The 21,179-nt window shown below is 34.7% G+C and carries 23 protein-coding genes; 15 read left to right on the top strand and 8 right to left on the bottom strand.

Features of this window, described 5'->3' with window-relative positions; genetic code table 11:
- Positions 1-274 precede the first annotated feature (274 nt).
- Positions 275-2,182 carry a heavy metal translocating P-type ATPase gene (locus BN1058_RS13325; RefSeq protein WP_090858738.1) on the top strand — a complete coding sequence of 636 codons (1,908 nt, stop codon included), beginning with the start codon at positions 275-277 and terminating at the stop codon, positions 2,180-2,182.
- A gap of 137 nt (positions 2,183-2,319) precedes the next feature.
- Positions 2,320-2,553, top strand: coding sequence for a heavy-metal-associated domain-containing protein (locus BN1058_RS13320; protein WP_090858735.1), 234 nt, complete (start codon positions 2,320-2,322; stop codon positions 2,551-2,553).
- A 534-nt stretch (positions 2,554-3,087) separates the two neighbouring features.
- Here BN1058_RS13320 and BN1058_RS13315 read toward each other — a convergent pair.
- Complete coding sequence (locus BN1058_RS13315; RefSeq protein ID WP_090858732.1) at positions 3,088-3,462, bottom strand: hypothetical protein; 375 nt, start codon at positions 3,460-3,462, stop codon at positions 3,088-3,090.
- 67 nt (positions 3,463-3,529) lie between these two features.
- On the opposite strand from BN1058_RS13315, the gene BN1058_RS13310 reads away from it, so the two are divergent.
- The 6 genes from BN1058_RS13310 (at position 3,530) to BN1058_RS14215 (ending at position 6,706) form a co-directional block, all read left to right on the top strand.
- On the top strand, positions 3,530-3,808 hold the full coding sequence (locus BN1058_RS13310; protein ID WP_090858729.1) for a hypothetical protein: 279 nt from the start codon (positions 3,530-3,532) through the stop codon (positions 3,806-3,808).
- Complete coding sequence (locus tag BN1058_RS13305) at positions 3,747-4,040, top strand: HAD family hydrolase (RefSeq protein ID WP_090858726.1); 294 nt, start codon at positions 3,747-3,749, stop codon at positions 4,038-4,040. Before BN1058_RS13310 ends, BN1058_RS13305 begins: the two co-directional genes overlap by 62 nt.
- Positions 4,041-4,571: 531 nt before the next feature.
- Positions 4,572-4,973 (top strand): hypothetical protein, encoded by a 402-nt coding sequence (locus BN1058_RS13300; protein WP_090858724.1) that lies wholly within the window; start codon positions 4,572-4,574, stop codon positions 4,971-4,973.
- Positions 4,974-5,085: 112 nt separating this feature from the next.
- Positions 5,086-5,271, top strand: coding sequence for a hypothetical protein (locus tag BN1058_RS13295; protein WP_141652156.1), 186 nt, complete (start codon positions 5,086-5,088; stop codon positions 5,269-5,271).
- A gap of 813 nt (positions 5,272-6,084) precedes the next feature.
- Positions 6,085-6,459, top strand: coding sequence for a hypothetical protein (locus BN1058_RS13290; protein ID WP_090858718.1), 375 nt, complete (start codon positions 6,085-6,087; stop codon positions 6,457-6,459).
- Between the two features lie 157 nt (positions 6,460-6,616).
- On the top strand, positions 6,617-6,706 hold the full coding sequence (locus tag BN1058_RS14215) for a putative holin-like toxin (protein WP_255307099.1): 90 nt from the start codon (positions 6,617-6,619) through the stop codon (positions 6,704-6,706).
- 252 nt (positions 6,707-6,958) lie between these two features.
- Here BN1058_RS14215 and BN1058_RS13285 read toward each other — a convergent pair whose 3' ends face one another.
- The 4 genes from BN1058_RS13285 to BN1058_RS13270 form a co-directional block, all read right to left on the bottom strand.
- Positions 6,959-7,405, bottom strand: coding sequence for a hemerythrin domain-containing protein (locus tag BN1058_RS13285; RefSeq protein WP_090858715.1), 447 nt, complete (start codon positions 7,403-7,405; stop codon positions 6,959-6,961).
- A 124-nt stretch (positions 7,406-7,529) separates the two neighbouring features.
- Entirely contained in the window at positions 7,530-8,354 is an 825-nt protein-coding gene (locus tag BN1058_RS13280) for an alpha/beta fold hydrolase (protein WP_176694529.1), read from the bottom strand.
- A 21-nt stretch (positions 8,355-8,375) separates the two neighbouring features.
- Entirely contained in the window at positions 8,376-9,032 is a 657-nt protein-coding gene (gene queC, locus BN1058_RS13275) for a 7-cyano-7-deazaguanine synthase QueC (RefSeq protein ID WP_090858709.1), read from the bottom strand.
- Positions 9,033-9,162: 130 nt separating this feature from the next.
- Positions 9,163-9,537, bottom strand: a complete 375-nt coding sequence (locus BN1058_RS13270) for a carboxymuconolactone decarboxylase family protein (RefSeq protein ID WP_090858706.1) — start codon at positions 9,535-9,537, stop codon at positions 9,163-9,165.
- A gap of 767 nt (positions 9,538-10,304) precedes the next feature.
- Here BN1058_RS13270 and BN1058_RS13265 point away from each other — a divergent pair.
- From BN1058_RS13265 to BN1058_RS13255, 3 genes are all read left to right on the top strand, one after another.
- A complete protein-coding gene (locus tag BN1058_RS13265) occupies positions 10,305-10,844 on the top strand; it encodes an HD domain-containing protein (RefSeq protein ID WP_090858703.1) in 540 nt (179 codons plus the stop codon).
- A gap of 157 nt (positions 10,845-11,001) precedes the next feature.
- Positions 11,002-11,577 (top strand): RNA polymerase sigma factor, encoded by a 576-nt coding sequence (locus tag BN1058_RS13260; RefSeq protein WP_090858699.1) that lies wholly within the window; start codon positions 11,002-11,004, stop codon positions 11,575-11,577.
- Positions 11,577-12,368, top strand: coding sequence for a DUF4367 domain-containing protein (locus tag BN1058_RS13255; RefSeq protein ID WP_090858696.1), 792 nt, complete (start codon positions 11,577-11,579; stop codon positions 12,366-12,368). Before BN1058_RS13260 ends, BN1058_RS13255 begins: the two co-directional genes overlap by 1 nt.
- 325 nt (positions 12,369-12,693) lie before the next feature.
- Here the strand turns inward: BN1058_RS13255 and BN1058_RS13250 are convergent, their stop codons facing one another.
- Entirely contained in the window at positions 12,694-13,122 is a 429-nt protein-coding gene (locus tag BN1058_RS13250) for a hypothetical protein (protein WP_090858693.1), read from the bottom strand.
- 238 nt (positions 13,123-13,360) lie between these two features.
- On the opposite strand from BN1058_RS13250, the gene BN1058_RS13245 reads away from it, so the two are divergent.
- Positions 13,361-14,821, top strand: coding sequence for a Na+/H+ antiporter NhaC family protein (locus BN1058_RS13245; RefSeq protein WP_090858690.1), 1,461 nt, complete (start codon positions 13,361-13,363; stop codon positions 14,819-14,821).
- A gap of 91 nt (positions 14,822-14,912) precedes the next feature.
- Here the strand turns inward: BN1058_RS13245 and pepT are convergent, their stop codons facing one another.
- Positions 14,913-16,145, bottom strand: coding sequence for a peptidase T (pepT, locus tag BN1058_RS13240; protein WP_090858687.1), 1,233 nt, complete (start codon positions 16,143-16,145; stop codon positions 14,913-14,915).
- 121 nt (positions 16,146-16,266) lie between these two features.
- Entirely contained in the window at positions 16,267-17,157 is an 891-nt protein-coding gene (locus BN1058_RS13235; RefSeq protein ID WP_090858684.1) for a MerR family transcriptional regulator, read from the bottom strand.
- 202 nt (positions 17,158-17,359) lie between these two features.
- Here BN1058_RS13235 and BN1058_RS13230 point away from each other — a divergent pair, with 202 nt between their 5' ends.
- Genes BN1058_RS13230 through BN1058_RS13220 form a run of 3 tightly spaced genes read left to right on the top strand, consistent with a single transcriptional unit; the run spans position 17,360 to position 21,170 of the window.
- On the top strand, positions 17,360-18,892 hold the full coding sequence (locus BN1058_RS13230; protein ID WP_090858680.1) for a phytoene desaturase family protein: 1,533 nt from the start codon (positions 17,360-17,362) through the stop codon (positions 18,890-18,892).
- Positions 18,892-20,349 carry a phytoene desaturase family protein gene (locus tag BN1058_RS13225; RefSeq protein ID WP_090858677.1) on the top strand — a complete coding sequence of 486 codons (1,458 nt, stop codon included), beginning with the start codon at positions 18,892-18,894 and terminating at the stop codon, positions 20,347-20,349. The genes BN1058_RS13230 and BN1058_RS13225 overlap by 1 nt, the downstream gene beginning before the upstream one ends.
- Positions 20,343-21,170, top strand: a complete 828-nt coding sequence (locus BN1058_RS13220) for a phytoene/squalene synthase family protein (RefSeq protein ID WP_090858674.1) — start codon at positions 20,343-20,345, stop codon at positions 21,168-21,170. The genes BN1058_RS13225 and BN1058_RS13220 overlap by 7 nt, the downstream gene beginning before the upstream one ends.
- The last annotated feature ends 9 nt before the right edge of the window (positions 21,171-21,179 follow it).

The following is a 21,179-nucleotide window of genomic DNA, read 5'->3' as shown; positions in this document are numbered from 1 at the left end:
ATAAATATTTTAAAAGCCATATTGCAAGATTACTGACCACGCTTTTTGGAAGAAAACAAGGGTCAGATGCGTTATGGAAAAGTAGATCATCGACAGCTTTGCTGGAGATGATCGCAAACTTTCCGAGATATTTTTCAAAAATTTGATGTGGGTCAAATTAAAAAAAACGTATTGCATGTAAGCTATTAGTAAGAAAAGAAAACAAAGTATTGTTTCACTTAATTATTAAAATGTACTCAGGTCAGAATTATTTAAAAAGTATGGAGGGAGTCATATGCAGCGAATTATTCTGGCAAAGAAAAATAAAATTACATTAATCAGTGCACTTCTGATTGCTCTTGGTTTCTTTGCTCATTTTGGTTTAGGTAATCTGTTCATTTTTAACTGGTCATTAATTACTGCGTCAATTATTGGTGGTACACCGATCGCTATTCAAGCCTACCAAGCTTTAAAGGTAAAGGTTGTAAGCATAGATGTATTAGTCACAATTGCAGTTGTGGGAGCTTTACTCATTCAAAACTATGAAGAGTCAGCAATTGTTACGTTTCTATTCTTATTTGGCGCTTACTTAGAAAGACGGACATTAAATAAAACACGCTCAGCTATTAAGGAATTAACTGAGCTGGCACCTGAGCGTGCACAAAAACAGCTGGAAAATGGAGAGTTTGAAGAAGTAGATGTGGATGACGTAGAAGAAGGTGATATTTTACTAGTGAAAACCGGTGCAAAAGTTCCGGTAGATGGAATTGTAATGACTGGTGAAGGTCACATAAATGAAGCAAGTATTACTGGTGAGTCTGTTCCAGTAAGTAAAGCAAATGGTTCGGAAGTATTTGCAGGAACAATCTTGGAAAATGGAACGATTAAAATCCAAGCCAACCGTGTTGGAGAAGACACAACATTTGGCCGAATTATCGAATTGGTAGAAGAGGCGCAAGATTCGAAATCGGCAGCAGAACGTTTTATTGATCGATTTTCTAAATACTATACACCGGCTGTTCTTGTCCTTGGTATTATTGTTTGGCTATTTACAACTAATGTTGAACTAGCTATCACGGTTCTTGTTTTAGGATGTCCTGGAGCATTAGTCATCGGTGTTCCTGTATCCAACGTTTCCGGTATCGGAAATGGTGCGCGTAACGGTGTACTTTTAAAAGGTAGCGAAGTCATCAATGATTTCAGTAAAGTAGACACTATTTTTTTTGACAAAACAGGGACATTGACAGTAGGCAACCCAGAAGTAGCAGAAATGGAGTTTTACGGAACAGACAAAAAGGAAGTTCTCGGATACTTGGCCAGTGTGGAACGTGAATCGGATCATCCGTTGGCAAAAGCAGTCATAGAATATATTGGTATAACAAACTTTTTCACCGTGGGAGAAACCGAAGTCATCAAAGGAGGCGGGGTTACTGCACAAATCAATGGACGCCGTATTGCGGTTGGCAACGTAGCTTTAATGGAGAAAGAAAATGTTGTATTAAACGAAAAAAGTAGAGAAGATATTGAAAGCTTTGAACATAATGGGAACTCTTTGGTTCTTACTGCGGTCGATGGGGAACTAAAGGTTCTAATGGGCATTCGAGATCGCGTTCGTCCAGGGGTAAAACAAGACCTTCAAAAGTTAAAAAAACTTGGTGTAAAAAACCTTGTCGTACTTTCAGGGGATAACCAAGGAACGGTTGACGTCGTTGCTCGTGAACTTGAGTTAACGAAAGCACATGGACATATGCTTCCGGAAGACAAATCAGCTTATATTGAAAAAGTGCAAGCAGAAGGTCAGACCGTTGCCTTTGTTGGTGACGGCGTGAATGACAGTCCTTCCCTTGCCTTAGCTGATATCGGGATAGCCATGGGGAGCGGAACAGACGTTGCAATCGAAACATCAGATGTCGTCTTGATGAACGCTGACTTTAGCCGCTTACCACACGCATTAGGTTTGACAAAGTCAACCGCAAGAAACATGAAACAAAACATTATCATTGCAGTAGGTGTCGTATTGATTCTATTAGCAAGTCTACTATTTAGCGAGTGGATGAACATGTCGATTGGAATGTTAGTTCACGAAGCAAGTATTTTAGTAGTTATCCTAAATGGAATGAGATTGCTTCGCTACCGATTAAAAGGTTCCAAGCATGACACAATAGCAAGCAGAGGGAACGATAAGGAAAGTAAAGCTACCTAAAAATATAACAAATTTATAAAGAGATTTTAAAAATTGATTTGTATCAATTTTTAAAAATCAAAACCGCATTATACTGTAATTGTAAAGAAAAAAAGAAAACAAAATAAAGACTGAATATAAAAAAGGAGATGTATACAATGCAAAAAGCAACAATTCAATTAGAAACATTATCATGTCCATCGTGCTTACAAAAAATTGAAAATGCTGTAAAAGGATTAGACGGTGTAGAAAAAGATAGTGTGACAGTTTTGTTTAATTCTAGCAAAGTAAGGGCAAATTTTGATTCAGAATCCATTACAATCAAAGATATTGAAAATGCGATTGGAGACTTGGGATATCCAGTAATTAAGTCAAAAGTAACTTCTGCTTAACCTGCAAATATGTAGGGAAATATACGGTATATTGATTTTGATAAGAAAACGGACTGAAATGATGATACAGTCCGTTTTCTTTATTATTGATGCACGAAAAAGAATCGGGTAGTAATTAAGATGTTATTTTATATTCTAAATACTTAAAAAGCTTTTTTCTCGTCACTAAAAAAAAGGACTTTTAAATGTAAATAAGAACGCGCCTTCCTGTTTTGTGTTAATTATGCTAGAATACAGAAGATTGAATGAAGATAAATATTGAAATTAGGAATAGCAAAAGGTTACTAGAATAAATTTCTAGTTACAAAAAGATTTTTTACCGATTTATTTCCCAGTGCAGAACTAGGCCATATAATCTGACGCTCACGTATATACAATTCCTGTTTGTCAGTCTGAGATTCTGTCTACATCTTACTTCATATTCTGCCTCTGACCTTAAAAAATATATTCAAATATAAAAAAGAAGCTAGGAAAAACCTGACTTCTTCTAATATCCAAATTAAAATAATTATATCCATACTTTTAAAAATTATTTTACCCCCCTGTTGTATAAGTAGTTGCTTCATTGTACATGGAATATCCAATTTCATAATCTGTATCGAACCATAGATAATTTACTCCATGCTCTGCAGTAGCATTATAATACTTGCCATTTTTAATATAACCACGAATCATCAAGCGATAAGGGTGTTCTTCCCCGCCTTGGGAACCATCATAAGGGTTACAAACCACTTTACCACCCGCATAAAGATATGCAACGACTGTTGTACCTTTAAAAATACGGCACATACGGCGAACTGGAAATGTGTAACCAATATCGTATAGTTTATCTCCATAATTACTAGTATATGCTTTGGAATAGTTTCCCATTTCAAGATTGGTATAAATTGTTCCAAAACCGTGGTCCAACAGGAGAAAAACATGTATCCTAAACGCATTTACGTATTTATCTCCCTCAAAATATAATTTACAAAAAATGCATGCATTTACAGGTTCAAAAGAAGAATTATTGTGGAAAGTGGTACGAGCAGAAATGCATTCCGAACATCATTTAGCTAGAGCAATTGTAGAAGAAACAAAGTATACATTTGGTACGTCCATTTCGCCTGGAGAGGATTTTACTGTGCTACCTGGACGTGGGATTACTGCTATAGTTGATAATGAAAAACTGTTGATCGGAACGAGGTTAATGGATGAGTATGGATTTTCATTTTTCTCAAGAAGTGAAAGATCAATTACAAAGCATAGAGAGTAGTGGTCAAACAGCCATCTTAGTCGCAAATAAAGAGCATTTACTTAGCATTCTCGCAATTGCAGATAAAGCAAGACAAGGTGTTAAGCAAATGATAGAACAAATAAAACAAACAAATGCAAAAGAAGTTATTATGTTGACAGGAGACAATGAACGAACCGCCTCAGCTATTGCAAATGAACTAAACTTAAGCCAATTTATGCACAATTATTACCTGAAGATAAGGAGGAAGTGATTAAAGAGTATCAACGAGCCGTAAAAATTGTTGGCGTTGGTGGGTGATGGGGAGTAATTAATTAAATGTATAACATAAACGAAAGTACAACGATATCTAACATTAAATAAATCTAAATATTTCTTTAAGTAGACTATAGAAGTATAACTATAAATAAAATTTTGTGAGTTCCATGTTCCTACCTGTTTTTCTCATCAATTTCCAAATTAATGATATTCACTAAACTCATTAGCTACTTTTTTCTTTCGACCAATTATTCTATAGAAATTATATATAGAAATACTTTATAATCATAAATTCAATTTTGATAAATTATTTCAATTTTGTTAAGATAGTGCAATTGAAACGTTAACATTATATGATTTAGAGAAATATATGCTTTATTTATATTCTATTCTTTGTACCTTGTATAAAACACAATCAGTTTAATTGAGGTGTCCATACGAAAAATGAATACTAGTTTAAAAAAAGGTACTAGGGTTGTGAAGGTACTATGAAAGAAAATTTTTAATCATTGAGGTGGTGTTTTTTTTGAAATTTATCATAAAACTTTTTTTGATTATATTAATAACTGTTGTTTTCAGCGGTTGTATGAATACTACTGAAGATAATATAATACTAGAAGGCGAAGGTGAAATGTGGAAAATACAGCTAGTTAATCCAGCAAATAAAAATGCAAAGCTTTTAATTAAACCAATTAAACTTTCAGATAATATTCAAGATATCAGTGTGACCTTATTTGTAGGGAGCAGTTTTGAAATTGGTTTAGAACAAACAACTTTACAAAAAGATGAAATACTATCAAGATCCATCTCTGAGGATATGATTACAGATATAAAAAAACAGGAAAAAGTAAAATTTATAATTAAATGGAATGAAAAATCTGAAGAGATAATAATTAAAAATAATTCCACGAAAAAAGCTTACAATTAAATGGAATGAATGTTATATATAAGTATATAATTAAAATTAGGAATTTATTATTACACTAGTAAAAAAAGTAGGGTATTTAGGGATTTTATTTGGTGCACTGTTGTTTTTAGGGGTGAGTAGTAAAGCGTTTGCTTCTAATGCTGATGTTCTTAAAGAGTTAGATATAGAAGTCGAAACTAGCAAAATTAAAAGTAAGCAAATAATAGATAGCAAGTATTCATTAAATAATACATTATCTGAATCTAATAACTATCAAACTAAAATTTCCGCTAAAGTAACTCATGAAGCTTTAGCATAACTCGACTAAATTAATAAGAACCTACTAACATTAGTGCGTAAGGTCAGCGACGGATGATTTTATCCATTATGTAAACGTAGCAATTGTTAGGGCACTTTTTTATCGGAAGTTATCCTTTTTCACTTACTTAAATTGTTGAAATTATACAAAAGTTGCACCCTCCAACTACGTGTTGGGAAGGTGCAACTTTTTATTATCATCTTAATTTTGTCTCAGACTTTTTGAAATTTATCTAAAGGTTATTCTGCATAGCTGAACGTATTTTTTCGCTTGCGAAAAAGCCCAATTGTACTGACTGACATGTGTCAGTACGTAAGTGGGCACTCCGTACTTTCTCACTATGTATCAGGTTATTAAAAAAATGATTTATACTTAAGTACAAAGAATTAATAAATCATTTAAACTTCAGCGACAACCATTTGCAGGATGAAATAAATTTGTTAGAAAACAAATTAGAAAATGTCGTTTATAAAAAAATAATACAAAAATAGATATAAATTTGTGTTATATACTCTTGTTGCAAATGTTCATCTTATTTAACTAAAGGGATGCTAATGAAGCTTTTATTTTTTGTCTATTTTAAGAAGGCGAGAAAAGGGATATAAAAGATAAGTTATAAGAAGCAGAGAGATGAAAGATTTCCAGTGAAATTAATATTAGATATAGCTCGTATTAAAGGATTTTTAAAATACTTGAAATGATTTGACTTAAACTCGACTCAGGAAGTGTGTTCTAACATAATATTTTTTGAGAATTGCTCATGTTTTGCTCATGCTCATGTTTAAAAACAGCAATTTATAATGTGTTCAAAAGATGTTAATGCTGATTTATCAGTTTTTTGAAACATATTTATTTATATTTTCTTCATTAATATATGGTATTAGTGATGCCCCTGCATTGGCAACTGCAGGAACAGATGTGGCGATGGAGACTGCTGATTTAGTTCTAATGTCTAATCAGTTAGAAAAAATTCCATATTCACTCGCACTAAGTCGCGCAACCGTTCGCAATATGAAGCAAAATATTTACTTTGCTGTAGCTATCGTTGTTGGCCTATTAATTGGAGTGATGACAAAAAATGTTTTTCTAGCTTCAGGTATGCTGATTCATGAATTAAGTGTATTGCTTGTTATTCTAAATGCTATCCGAGTTATTCGTTTTGGGAACAAATCATTAACTGCATCGTAACGAAAGTATATCCCTGAATCATTAATAAATAGGACTTTCGAATGTAAATAAGAACGCTTGTTCCTATTTTAAATTAATTATGGTATAATACAAGCAGATAATGTTCTTTTAGGGAAAGGTCGGCTAGCCTCGTAATAAGGAGGTGATGCCTGTGGGTATGTATGAAAGTTTTATGGTACTAATTGGATTTGGTACATTATTGATTGCATTACTCGCGTTGATTGTGTCACTGATCAATAAAAAATAGACCTCCCTATTTACCCTAACAAGTGACTAGGAGAGGTCTATCGTATAAGTAGATAGCCGATCCCTCTGGGGGAACCGCTTATCTTCAGGTCACAGGACGGCTGTGACCTTTATTTAGTTTTTAACAAATTAATTATACCATACATGTATTCGCTTGAGAATCAAAGTTGCTTTATCAAAGTTTTCAATTGTATGTATCGCTCACCCAAAACCTATCACCATTTTCCTTCAACAAATAAACTTTATACATCCTTTAATATCCACTATGTGAATCTCTGTGGTACTGTCCATTTGCTTGATATAGATAGTTTTCTGGAACCGCTTGTTCGATCATCGGAAAAATTGTTCGTTCTTCCAGACGGACATGCTTTTCCAACAAAGCACCAAGTTGACGAAACAAATCTGGCTTAGAGGATTGGTTCATTCGAATTTGCCGAATGTAACTTCGAATCTCTACATGTTGTATTAACATTTCCTGAATGCATGGTTGATCGACGGACTCATATTGTGCGTATAACGGTAACAATACTTCCTCTTCATCACGAAAGTGTTTTTCTCCATCCTGAATCCAAAAATCAATGATTTCTCGTGTAGTGGGCTGAATACGATCGCTATCACTGAATTTTTTAAGTTTCTGAGCCATCACTAATGTATGATGGTGATGGTGGGTGAGAGGATGTAATGATTCATGTCGTTTCATATGATATCTAATCCTTTCTACTTTTATTAATAAAGCTAGTTTAACATTATTTTGATGGCTACATTGTGATTATGATTATAGTGTAAACAAATGTAGATTAAACAATGTATTAATTAAAATCTCTTCACTTCCATAAAAACGTTGCAATTTTTTGATCTACACCAGTGTGTTCGTGTAGACCGGAATGTGTAGCTTGTTTGTCATAAAAAATTTCACGTTGAATCTGGTCTTTGTTAACAATTTCTTCAATACCCATGGCGCTACTAAGACTGACTAGTCCATCTGTCCCTGTTTTATCAATTACTCCTGCAATAGTTAATACTTTAATCGTAGGATCAAAACTTTCTCTATTCGCAATGATTTTTTTTAATGCTTCTGATTCTGTTTTCAGATCAACTGCAGCAGGCCCCGTATTAACAAAGAAATAGTCAGGGTTATCGATTCCTTTGAATGGACTTGCGATAACGACGAGTTTCTTTATCGTAGGTATAGCGTTGCTGTCTTTATTTTGTAAAATAACATTAGTTGCAGTAAGGCCACCCATGGAATGGCCGACTACATTTACTTGTTGCACATGATAGACCTCTTTTAATTGATGAAGTATTTTTCTCACCCATTGTGTTTGTTGCGCAATCGTTGCTCGATTATTTTGAAAGATAACTTGTATAAAAGAGGGATATTGCTTTGCTAAGTTACCGGTTATTGCCATATTGCCATTTGGAGCAACATGTATTACCATTGCTTTTTCGCCCAATTGTTTTTGTTCAAACCTTCTAAGCATGGTTTCAAATGATCTTGGTCCTCCTTTATAGCCATGTATGAATAGAGTTGGGGTGTTCTTGTACTGTTTGTTTGAATTTGTTGGGTCGGCGTATACAAAAGCAAGCAAAAGAAAAGTAGGTAGGATGATGCTAATTAATAATTTCAAATTTAATTCAATCTTTCTCACTGTTTGTATACTCCTTTTTTATTATTGTGAACGCGTCGCCAAAAATTGTTCCAAGCCATTTTTTCTTAACTTACATGCAGGGCATTCACCACATCCATCAGCCTGAATCCCGTTGTAACAAGTTAGTGTTTCCTCTCGAATAAAATCGAAAGCTCCTAATTGATCGGCTAGTTCCCATGTTTCCGCTTTGTCTAACCACATGAGTGGTGTATGTATGACGAACTGATCCTCCATGGATAAGTTTAACGACACATTGAGTGATTTAATAAATATATCTCGGCAGTCAGGATACCCGCTAAAGTCTGTTTCACTTACACCAGTAATAATATGCTTTGCTCCGATTTGTCTGCCTAAAATGGTTGCAAAAGATAAAAATAATAAATTTCGGCCAGGAACAAAAGTAGACGGTAACTCTCCATTTTCACCATCTGTAATTGCTTGATTTGATCTGGTTAATGCGTTAGGTGCGAGCTGATTTAATAAAGACATATCCAATATTGTTTGTTTTACTTCTAGTTTCTCTGCTATATGTTTAGCTATTTCAATTTCTTTATCATGCCGTTGCTGATAATCAAATGTTACTACTTCAACTTCATTAAATCGTTCTAATGCCCAGAACAGACATGTTGTACTATCCTGTCCGCCGCTAAAAACAACAATTGCTTTATTATTTTTCATTTATTTTAGATCCTTTCTTTATGAATAATATGAATCATCTTGAGTGGTTTATTTTAGTTTGTAAACATTATTGTACAGCTCATACTAGTATGATGACAATAAAGAAAAAGCATCCAAATGGATGCTTTTTCTACTTCTGTTTTTGATTGTAATGATGGAATGTATCGAGAGCAAGTGTGACTCCTTGTGCAAAGGCTGCACCACCGCCGAGTGCAGCACTTACTCCAATTGTTTCTGCTATTTCTTGTTCAGTTGCGCCATTCTCGACTGCCCCTTTTGTATGATAAATGATACAATATTCATCCTGTGCATAGACACTAATGCCTAATGCCATTAATTGTTTTTGTTTTTTATCAAGTGAACCTGCTTTAAAGCAAGCATCTGTAAATGACATATAAGGTTCAGCGACGTTAGGTAAAGTCTTTTGTAAATAGGCTGTTCCTTCTTTGTAATCCATGATAGATTGGTCAAAATAGTTATAAGTCTTCTCTTCATTTGTATCCATCTAATCCCACCTTTTCAAGTTGTCAGTATAGTTTTCCCACAAGTTTTGCTTCTATCCAAAAGATGAAAATTAGCTTCATATGTTTGTTTACTGTAAATCATGGTTAAGTAGTGGGTAACAGGCGCTGTAGTTTATTTAAAAATAAGGGAAAACATTAAAGGTGTTAAAGTGAAAAAAAGTCGCGGAACTGCGTTAATAAATGTACGACTTATCTAATTATTTTCTTTGGTATTAGTTTCTCGTAACCATACAAAAACGCCTTTTGATTTTTTCAAAAGGCGTGAATTTCGTTTATTGTTTTTCTACTAAAGGATTAGTTTTCTGGAAAAGCAAAAACGGGTTGGGTTGGATCTGCATCCATAAACGTTTTCTTTTTGTTACGTGTTGTCAATTTGTCGATAAAAGAAATTACTTTAAAAGTGATTAAAATTACCGTGAGGAAGTATAAAGACAATAACATACGCAACTATCCCCTTTCAACATATAAAATCGTTCATTTATTAATGAATTCATGTATATAATACCAAATATTGCGAATAAGTAAAGTTAATTTAATAAATTCTTTTAAATTCTTTTACATGCTTTATCATATGTTATATTACTACAAATGTGTAATATAATTTTTTAGGAAAATATCTGCCTACCGTTGTATTCAAGGTGCTGTTGATTTCACAAAAAATTAACATAAAACTATTGAAATTACTTTTATTATGTGGTATTGTTTTTAGCAATATACCTTTTTTTAAAGCAGAGAAGGAGGCGTAAACATGCGTAAAGTAACGTTAGAAATGCTTATTAATCATCCTATTGTGCAAAAATATGTTGGCCGATCAGGGATGGAACACGCAATCTCTGTTGCAGAAAAAGCAGTTGATATCTCCGCAGATTATCATGTATCTCCAGATCTGGCTGCCAAAGCTGGCCTGTTACATGACATTGGTCACTATGAATGGTATCAAGATGGGAAATGGGATTTTGAAAAGTATAAGGAAAATGACATTCATGCAATCAAAGGTGCAGCACGCGCACATAAGCTATTGGTTCGTTTAGGGGAAAACCTCCCTGATGCAAAAGAGATTGCGTTGGCAATTCTGTTGCATACTGATTCGTATTTACCTGAAGGAACATTGCATTTACATCCCTTACAGAAACTTGTTGCACAAGCCGATACTGCTGATGAGGAGCCGAGTGGCGGTCATCATTATCGAAAAATTGATTTTGAAACAGCAAGACAACGTATTATCCTCTTGGATCAAAAAATTGATTACCTCATAAAAACAACATCTTCTATTCAACAATTAGGTTAATTCCTGTAGCGAAAGCGTTGCTACGGGGTTTTTATTTTTCTTAACAATTATTCCAAAAAGACACACATACAACATTGTTATATGGTAAACTTTACCCATAGTATTTATGGTAATATTTAAGGTATAGCGTTGTTGTTTATAAAGGTGTGATAAATGGATGTTTAAAAGATTTAAGAAAAAAACGGAACTATCTGAGCAGGAGTTCCGTCTTATATATGATCTGTTTTATGAGCGCGTATTTCGGGATGCTTTTTTTGTTATAAAAGATCAGCATCTTGCGCAAGACGTTGTTCAAGATACATTTGTCAAAGCATTTAAGTATATGGATCGATTAGAGAATAGAGAAAAAATGGGTGCATGGCTATCTACAATTGCAACAAGAACTGCTATTGATTTAATTAGAAAGCAGAGTTCTTGGAATGGCGTTCCAACAGAAGACTTTGTATTAGACCATGTAAAATCCAAGCAAGAAGTATCTGCAAGCCTCGAAACGACAGTAGAAAATAAGCTAAGACAAGAGGCCATTATTGATAAGATAGCCATGTTAAAACCGGAATACCGAGAAGTATTAGTTCTAAAGTATATACATGAACTAAAAGATAAAGAGATCAGTGCATTTACTGATTTAAAAGAGGGGACAATTAAATCCCGTATTCATCGAGCAAAAAAAGAACTACGTATGCAAATGGAAGCTGATGAATCTTGCAAACATCTTTTTGGTGGTGAAACGTAATGAATGATGAAAGAAAACAAAAGTACATAGATGATCAATTACTTCAACAAGTTGTTAAGAAAGAATATAATGAAGCTCCTAATGCTGCTCCAATGAAAGAATTCATGTGGAAACAAATCCAGATGGAAATAAACGAACAGCCAAAAAGAAAATCATTTATTCTTTATCATAAAAAAGTGTTAAGTGTAGCAAGTGTATTTCTTATTCTTTTGGTAGGATCTCTTTTTACACAATTGAAAGATGGGGAAGCATTTGGGTGGTTCTCTAATTACTTTGTAGAAAAGCAAGCAGATCGTACAGAAATTAACAATCAAATTTCTGATGAACCAATTGAGCAGCCTCCATCACCACCGCCTTATGATGAATCGTTAAAATCAGAGGAACTGCACCCTATAGATACAGACATGAGTTTGAAGGAAGCAGTACAAGAGGCATCTTTTCATATTGTAACCCCTAGTAAAATACCTAAGGGATATCGGTTGGATTATGTTACTCGAAGGACATATGAAGGGGCGCCATTAGAACATATTTTTTTAAATTATGAAGGAAAAGGAAATGCATTTGTCATTAAACAAAGTAAAATTATTGGGGAATTCTATTCTAGTAATATGACGGTTAATAATCAATTGGCACAAGTCGAAACAGTTAATTTAAATGGAGTAGAGGCTACGTTAATCTCTTATGATGACGGAACAACAACATTACTGTGGGTGAGGATGCGCACAGAAATAACCATTACCGGTGAGTTAGAAAAAGATGATATAATCAAAATGGCAAAATCTTTACATTAAAAAAAGCCCTTAAGGGCTTTTTTTATTTGGATCTATACTAAATGTGGTGGTGCTCTCTATTTTATTAAGGCTCAGAAGGTAACATGCATTTAGTATAAAAGCGCCTTAGCAGAGGAAATATGCGAGACTCCTGCGGGAATAGCACGAGTCCGAAGATCCACTTGGTAAAGTGAATTTCTTTACCAAGTTAGCTTCGGCCGTGCCCGCGGAAAGCGAGTGTATTTCCCCTGCGGTTTAGGTACAAGCATTACTTATAATAAGCGTTTTATAAAAGAGATGGTGGAGCGAGAACCACACCACCACATTTGACAGAGAACCTTTTATTTTATCTAAAATCTATTATGCTTGAATATGTTATATCACTTTCATATGAACCATTATCTTTAATGAAATGAACAATTTTTACACGATAGTAATAACCACGTTGCAATTGGAAACTAGTTGTTCTACTAATGGAAGAGGTATTAGAATCTGTATACTCTTTGCTTTGTGTAGTGTTAACCCAACTACTTTGTTTCCTCTGAAGATAAATACGTAAACCAACTGTATCTACAGTGGTACTACTATCTAAACTACTACTAGAATATAGTGTTGACCCGTATACACTAACTGTATTTGTTGTATTTGTAATGTTATTCAATGTTTGCATGTTTACCGTTATTTCACTAGTAGAAGTATTCTCTTCTGCATGTGCTAATGTAGTTGGTAGTAAAAAACCGATAAATAATAAAGAAATCACTACTACTTTTTTCATAATAGGGTCCCTTCCTTTCTAAAAAGTTAATCATATAGTAGACAGATAAAAATAAAAAAACGTTCCCATTTTTATCTAAAATTTTTAAAATAATTGCGCAACATCTTATTTATTTCTTTTTAATTGTTTAAAAAAATTCATAAAATTGTTTTTTACATTCTTCTGAAATTTCTAATGATTATGATAAAATAATAGATATTCTTTTCAAATAAGAGATTTAGATCTAAGGAGGACTATTATGCAACAAGAAAAAGAACTCAAACGAGCGACAGGGGATACGCAGATAAGTAGCCTATCCTTTCGTTTAGGAGCGTTTGGGGCATCAGTGCCATTACTTTTTTTCGTCGTATGGGCGATTACTACAAGTGTCTTGCAATTATCTTCTGAAATTGGATTAGTCATGGGTGCTGTAATAGGTATCACATTAGGTTTATTTTTATGTAAGAGTAAATGGGCTGATTATGCACAAGGCTTATTTGATGGACTAGCTCAACCTATTGGGGTAGTAGCCATGGTAGCTTGGTTTTATGCCGGTATGTTTGCGCAAGTTTTGCAAGTTGGTGGCCTGGTAGAAGGACTGGTATGGGTAGGTACAGCTACAGGTTTTACTGGTGGTTTATTTGTTGCACTTACCTTTATTCTAGCAGCAACCTTCTCTACAGCGGTTGGTACAGGGTATGGAACTACTGTTGCTTTTTGTACATTAATGTACCCAGCAGGTGTTGCTACAGGAGCAGATCCAACTATGTTATTTGCAGCCATTCTTGCTGGTGCAGTATTTGGTGATAACTTGGCACCTGTTTCTGATACAACGATTGTTTCAGCAACGACGCAAGATGCTGATGTGCCAGGAGTTGTGAAGAGTCGGTTTAAATATGCAATTAGTGCAGCAATCCCTACGATGATTTTGTTTATTATTTTTGGTGAGGGGAATACATTGGAAAATCAAGTAGCAATAAATGAAACAGTTAGTCCCTCTGGATTATTGATGCTGATTCCATTTGTTATTGTACTTGTTTTGGCGATATCTGGACATCATTTACTAACATCTTTAACATGGGGAATCCTAACGGCGATTATGATGGTTGTTATTTTTCCAATTGGTGAATTTTCAGCTATTATTTCGTTTAATCCAAATTCAGATGCAGTAATAGAAGGTGCACTTATTGATGGAATTACTGGTTATATAAATATGGCAATTTTAATATTATTAATTGTGGCATCAGCTCATCTATTGAAGCTGGGTGGAACAATGAGAGTTATTACAAGCGTATTGGTTAAGTGGATTAAAACATCAGTGAGACGCGCAGAGTTTTCCATTTGGGCAATTGTTGCACTGTTAAATAGTGCGATTACTATTAATACTGCAGCAGAAATAGCCGCTGCTCCGTTTGTTCGAGAGTTAGGTGACAGGTATAAAATTCATGCTTATCGCCGGGCGAATATGCTTGATGCTATTACATCCGCATTAGGTTATATCTTCCCTTGGGGAGCACCAGTACTACTTGGGTGGTCTACAATTAATATGATGCAAGAAACTTATCAATGGTTACCCACCGTTAATCCAACCGATGTCTTTCCATTTGTCTTTCAAGGTTGGTTCTTAGTTATTGTTATGTTTGTATCAGCTATAACAAGTTGGGGGTTGCGTTATCAAGGGAAAAATGGTGAAGAATTAAGGGAGCCACCGAGAAATTAATATGAAAAGGATTGGTTTTGAGCGTACAGTTCATCACAACCAATCCTTTTTTATTATATAACAAATCGAATGAGGGTTCTTGTGTTGGTGTTTATGCTTCTAGTTCAAATAATCGACTGATTTCTACAATTGTTTGCACTGCCTTTTTCATATTATCTACAGATATATACTCATATTTTCCATGAAAGTTCTCTCCACCAGTAAATAGGTTTGGTGTCGGTAAGCCCATGAATGAGAGTTGTGAACCATCTGTGCCACCACGAATTGGTTGAATGATTGGCTCTATATTTAATTTTTTCATAGCGTTAGAAGCAATCTCTACAATTTCATGAACGGGTTCAATCTTTTCTCTCATATTGTAGTACTGATCTTTCATATCTAAAGCAATTGTATCTGTACCGTATTTTTTATTAAATTCTAGTGCTATCTTCTCTATTAAAGCTTTCTTCTCAACAAATTGATCTTTATCATGGTCTCTGATGATGTAATAGAGTTGTGCAGTTTCAACATCACCCTCCATTGAAAGCAAGTGATAAAAGCCTTCATAGCCTTCGGTGAATTCGGGTGCTTCGTTAGCTGGTAAGCGATCGTGGAAAGCCATTGCTATTTTTAAAGCATGAACCATTTTATTTTTAGCTGTTCCTGGATGTACGTTATTTCCTTTAAAGGTGATTTTTGCTACGGCAGCATTAAAGCTCTCAAATTGTAACTCGCCTAACGGCCCACCATCTACTGTATAAGCAAAGTCAGCCCCGAACCTTTTCACATCAAATTTATGTGGACCACGTCCAATTTCTTCATCTGGAGTAAAGGCAACACGTATGTCGCCATGTTTAATTTCTGGGTGAGTGATAAGGTAATCCATTGCAGTCATAATTTCTGCAATACCTGCTTTGTTATCTGCGCCGAGTAGTGTTGTTCCATCTGTCGTAATCAAGGTATGACCTTTATAATGATGTAATTCTGGGTAATCTTGTACCTTTAGAACAACCCCTTGCTCTTTTTGTAAGACAATATCGTTACCATCATAATCATTAATGATTTGTGGTTTTACATTCTTTCCAGTAAAGTCTGTTGCTGTGTCTAAATGTGCTAAAAATCCAATGGTTGGCACATTTTTTTCTGTGTTTGATGGAAGTGTAGCCATCAAGTAACAATGTTCATCAATGGTTACATCTTGCATGCCAATAGCCTTTAATTCTTTTTCAAGCTTATGTGCTAATGTCCATTGTCCTTCAGTCGAGGGACAATTAGGATTTGCCTCATTAGACTGTGTATCCACTTTCGCGTATGAAGTGAAACGATCAATTATCTCTTGCTTCATTATTCATTCATCTCCAATATGTTAAATTATATCTATTTTAGCACAGGTAACGAAATGAAGCAGTTTAGGAAAAGGAAAAAGGAGTTAGCTAAAGACTTACTTTGTTAATTTTTCAACTTTATCATTTACTACTAAAAGTAGATTGCTTAAACCATACTTTCCAGTCTTCTATTTCTCCAGAAATAACGTAGTGTTGATAGGTTTCAGATACTTTCGGTGCAGCATAACCCCCGATAACAAAGTCCAACCCTGGTTTTTGTTGAGAAATAAGCTCAATAAACGCTTCTAAATCATTAATGTGTTCTTCCATTGTTACAGAGAAACAAATCAATTTAATATGATTTATTTCAATTAGTGAAACGAGATCTTCTATTGGCGTATTCTCTCCAATAAATAAAACATCAACATTTCTTTTTTGTAGGAAAAGTGAAAATAGCAAAAGACCTATATTATGAAGTTCTTGTGGGGGACAAATAGCTAATGCTTTTGGATGTGTTTGTGCATAATCAATAGCTTGATAAAAATGCATTATTTTTTGTCTAATAAATTGACTAATAAAATGTTCCTGCGCAACGAGTAAGTTTCCCTTCTCCCATTCTTCGCCAACTTTATATAAGAGTGGAAGGCAGACGTGATGAAATACATCTTCCGAATCGTACGTTGATAATAAGGTGTTTATGGTGTGGGTAGCATAAACCGTTTGATAGTTAGCCAATGCTTCAAATATGTTATCTAATATTTGTGTATCTCTTAATTCAGTTATGTTACCTAAGTGCTTATCATTATCATACTTTTTTAACCCTTTCAACATAGCCATTGCTTGTTGAACAGATATTTTATGTTCTTTTTTATACTGTATGACCCAAAGTAAATCATTAATATTTTGTTCTGTATAGATACGTGTACCGCCTTTTGTTCGTTCTGGAACGATCACACCATATCGCTGTTCCCATGCTCGCAATGTAATTGGTGTTAAACCAACTAATGCTGCAGCTTTTTTAATCCCGTACATATAATCGCTCGCTTTCTACGTTTTCTCTAAAAGTTATTGTCAAAAAGTTTTCACCTAATGATAACAAAAAGTGGTTTAACTTTTTAGAAAAAGGTTATAAATCTATACAAAAGTTATACAATCATTATATAATTACAGTCATTGTATGTCACGAACCTTTTTTCGACAGGTTTTTTATATGCGCTGCATAGGAGGATAAATGATGAATAAACAGGTGATAGTTGTTGGTGCAGGCCCAGGTGGCTTAGCTGCTGCTATGCAGTTAAGTACAGCAGGATATCAGGTGAAGGTGTTAGAAAAGCAACCGCAAATTGGTGGACGTACTTCTAAGTTAACGGTAGGAGACTATCATTTTGATTTGGGGCCAACGTTTTTTATGATGCCACAGATTCTAGAGGAAGTATTTGTTCGGTCTGGCCGAAACTTACATGATTATGTTGATATGCAAGAAGTTAATCCGTTATATACATTGAAATTTGGTGAGGTTTCTTTTTCACCAAGCACAGATAGTGAAAAAACAAAGGAAGATATTGGTCGTCTATTTCCTGGGAATGAAGAAGGATATGAACGTTTTCTTCGAATAGAGGGAGAAAAATTTGATCGAGTGATTGCTCTATTAAAGCAACCATTTACAAGTATTGGGGATTTTTTCACAAAAGACATGTGGCGGGCATTACCTCGATTAAATGCTTTTGATACTGTATATAAAAGACTATCAAAATATTTTTCTGATGAACGATTGAAATGGGCTTTCTCTTTTCAGGCGAAGTATTTAGGCATGTCTGCATGGGATTGTCCTGGTACTTTTACAATTTTATCTTTTTTAGAACATCGCTATGGTTTATTTCACCCAATTGGAGGAGTGAATCAAGTTTGTCACGCGATGGCAAAAGTAATTAAAGAAAATGGTGGCGATATTTTAACCAATACTAATGTAGAGCAAGTGTTGGTGAATAAGGGTGAGGCAGTTGGTGTTCAATTAGATGATGGTAGTGTCTTACGAGCGAATGATGTTATTATTAATGCTGATTTTGGCTATGCAATGACACATTTATTTGATCAAAAGGTTTTACGTAAATATAAAAAGGAACGATTAAAGAAAAAGGGTTTATCATTATCAACTTTCATGCTGTATCTTGGTGTGGATGGCGAATTAGATTTACCACATCATATGGTATTATTCGCTAATGATTATAAGCAGAATGTCGATGATATCACAAAGTACGGACGGATTTCAGAGGATCCATCCATTTATGTGCACAACCCATCCCGTTTGGACCCGACGCTAGCACCAGAAGGAAAATCTTCCTTATATGTATTGATGCCTGTTCCTAATTTGGAAGCAGCTATTAACTGGGAAGAACAAAAACCGCTGATAAGAGAGCAAATTCTAGAAAGATTAGAAAGAGAGCCAGGTCTGGTAGATATTCGTGATAGAATAGAAGTTGAAAAAATTGTGTCCCCACTTGAATGGGAGAAGAATTATAATGTCTATCGCGGCGCTACATTTAACTTATCACACACGTTGGATCAAATGATGTATTTTCGACCACACAATAAATTTGAAGATGTGGAGCATTGCTTTTTGGTTGGAGGAGGCACCCATCCTGGCAGTGGATTACCAACTATTTTTCAATCGGCTATTATAAGCGCTGATTTGCTACAGCAACAATACGATTTGAAAGATGTTGTTTCGTTTGACGAGGAAGTAGCGGCCGTAAAGGAACATTTCTAATGAGAACGGCTATTATTGGTGCTGGTATAGGTGGTTTAACTGCTGCATTGTTATTAAATAAACAAGGACATCAAGTTAGTATTTATGAAAAAGAAAATTATCTCGGTGGCCGATTAACATTCGAATCAAATGGAGAGTACCGGATAGATCAAGGGCCTACAATTGTACTATTACCAGAGTTGTTGATCGATATTTTAGAAGAAGCTGGTGTGAGCAAAGATAAACTTCATTTAATTCCTTGTGATCCGTTATATGATATTCATTATGCAGATGGAACCATATATCGAAAGTGGCGAGATGATAAACGTCAACAAGAAGAGATTGAAAAGACCTTCCCTGGAGAGTCTTTTGGTTATAAACGTTATATGCATCAGATGAAAAAAGTATATGACTTCGGAACGGATGCTTTTTTATCTAAAATTTTTATAAATAAGCGAGATTTTTTGTCGCTTCAAAATATTAAATTCGTTTTGTCTTCACAATCTTATCAATATGTTTCCAACTATTTATCGACTTTTTTTAAAGATCAACGATTAAAACATGGGTATGCGCTACAAACACTGTACATTGGTGGAGCACCACATCAGGTGCCTGCATTGTATGGATTGATTTCATATAGTGAGCATGCTTATGGCATTTGGTACCTTAAAGGTGGTTACGCTAGTTTAGTTCCTATACTAGAGTCAATTTGTAAAATAAGAGGTATCAAGATCTATAGAGAGCATCCAGTAGATCAAATTGTTATTGACAGTAAAACTGAAACAGTAACAGGAATAACAGTTAAGGGCGATTTTAAGCCATTTTATTATGTTGTTTTTAATGGGGACTATCCAACGATTGATTATTTATTACCAGAGAAATATCAAATGAAAAAAAGATTAACTCCCTCTTCTGGCTGTGTATTGGTTTATTTAGGAGTAACGGAAAGGTATTCAGAAAGCTTAACACATCAATTCTTTTTATCAGAGGATTTTGATCATTTTATGAAGCAGGTTGTTAATGGGGAAGCCATTCCATCAGATCCTTCTTGCTATGTTTTCAATCCAGTTGCCATTGATCCAGATGCAGCTCCTGAAGGAAAAAGCGTTTTATATATGCTCATTCCTGTACCAGCATCCATTAATCCTAGTGAAGAAGAATTAAACAAATTAGTAGATAGCCAGATCGATAGAATAGAGAAAAAAAGTTTTAAAGGATTACGACAGGCGATTGAATGGCAATCCATTCGGACGCCCAGAGAAGCAGAGTTAGACGGGTTGTATCTAGGAGGAAGCTTTGGTGTGGCACCAAACATGGCACAATCTGGTGGATTTAGACCACAAATCATCCATTCAAAAATTAATGGTTTGTTTGCTGTTGGTGCTTCCGTTCATCCAGGTGGTGGTGTTCCAATTGTTATGCAAGGCGCTCGTCTATTAGCTCAATATTTTAAAGAAGAGGGGAAAAAAACATGTTAGATGAACGTGTAGCTCTTGCTTGTAAAGAAATGATAAAAAAGGGGTCATCAAGTTTTTATCATGCTTTTAAAATTTTACCGAGGCAACAGCGAGAAGCGGTCTATGTTATCTATGCTTTTTGTCGAATGATTGACGACGCTGTGGATGATCCAGATGAGTCAATATATACATTAGAAGAATTAGATTATCATTTTACTCATTTAGACCAAGCAGATGGACATTTTATATGGCCAGCTTTGCGTTGGGTAATGGATACATTTCAGTTGTCAAAAGAACCTTATTATGTTCAGATGAGTGGGCAACGATTAGATTATTATAAAACAACTTATGACACAATGGATGATTTAGAGGATTACTGTTATCGCGTTGCTGGGTCAGTAGGAGAAATGTTAATTCCTGTGTTACATGAAAATTCTAATCAACATGTTGTAGAAGCGGGTATTGCACTTGGTAAAGCCATGCAGATTGTGAATATTATTAGAGATATTGGCGCAGATCAACGATTAGGTAGAAGATACGTCCCATTAAAGATTATGGAAAAACACGGATACTCAATTAAAGATTGGGAGAATCAAATTGTCAATGACTCTTTGCGTGCGGTAATTAGAGATTTAACGAACCAAGCGGATCAATGGTTTAATGATGGGCTTCTTTATATTCATGAATATCCAAGAAAAAGTGCCTTATCTATGAAACTAGCTGCTGGATATTATCGTGAAATTATTCAAGTAGTAGAAGAGAACGACTATCAGGTTTTTACACAACGAGCAATCGTGACAAACAAACGAAAAAGTAAACTACTATTGCAGTTAACAACCTAGTAGGTCATT

Source organism: Paraliobacillus sp. PM-2 (assembly GCF_001368815.1).
GTDB lineage: Bacteria > Bacillota > Bacilli > Bacillales > Amphibacillaceae > Paraliobacillus.
Note: the sequence above shows the minus strand (reverse complement) of the source record. Positions and strands in the feature narration are given on the sequence as shown.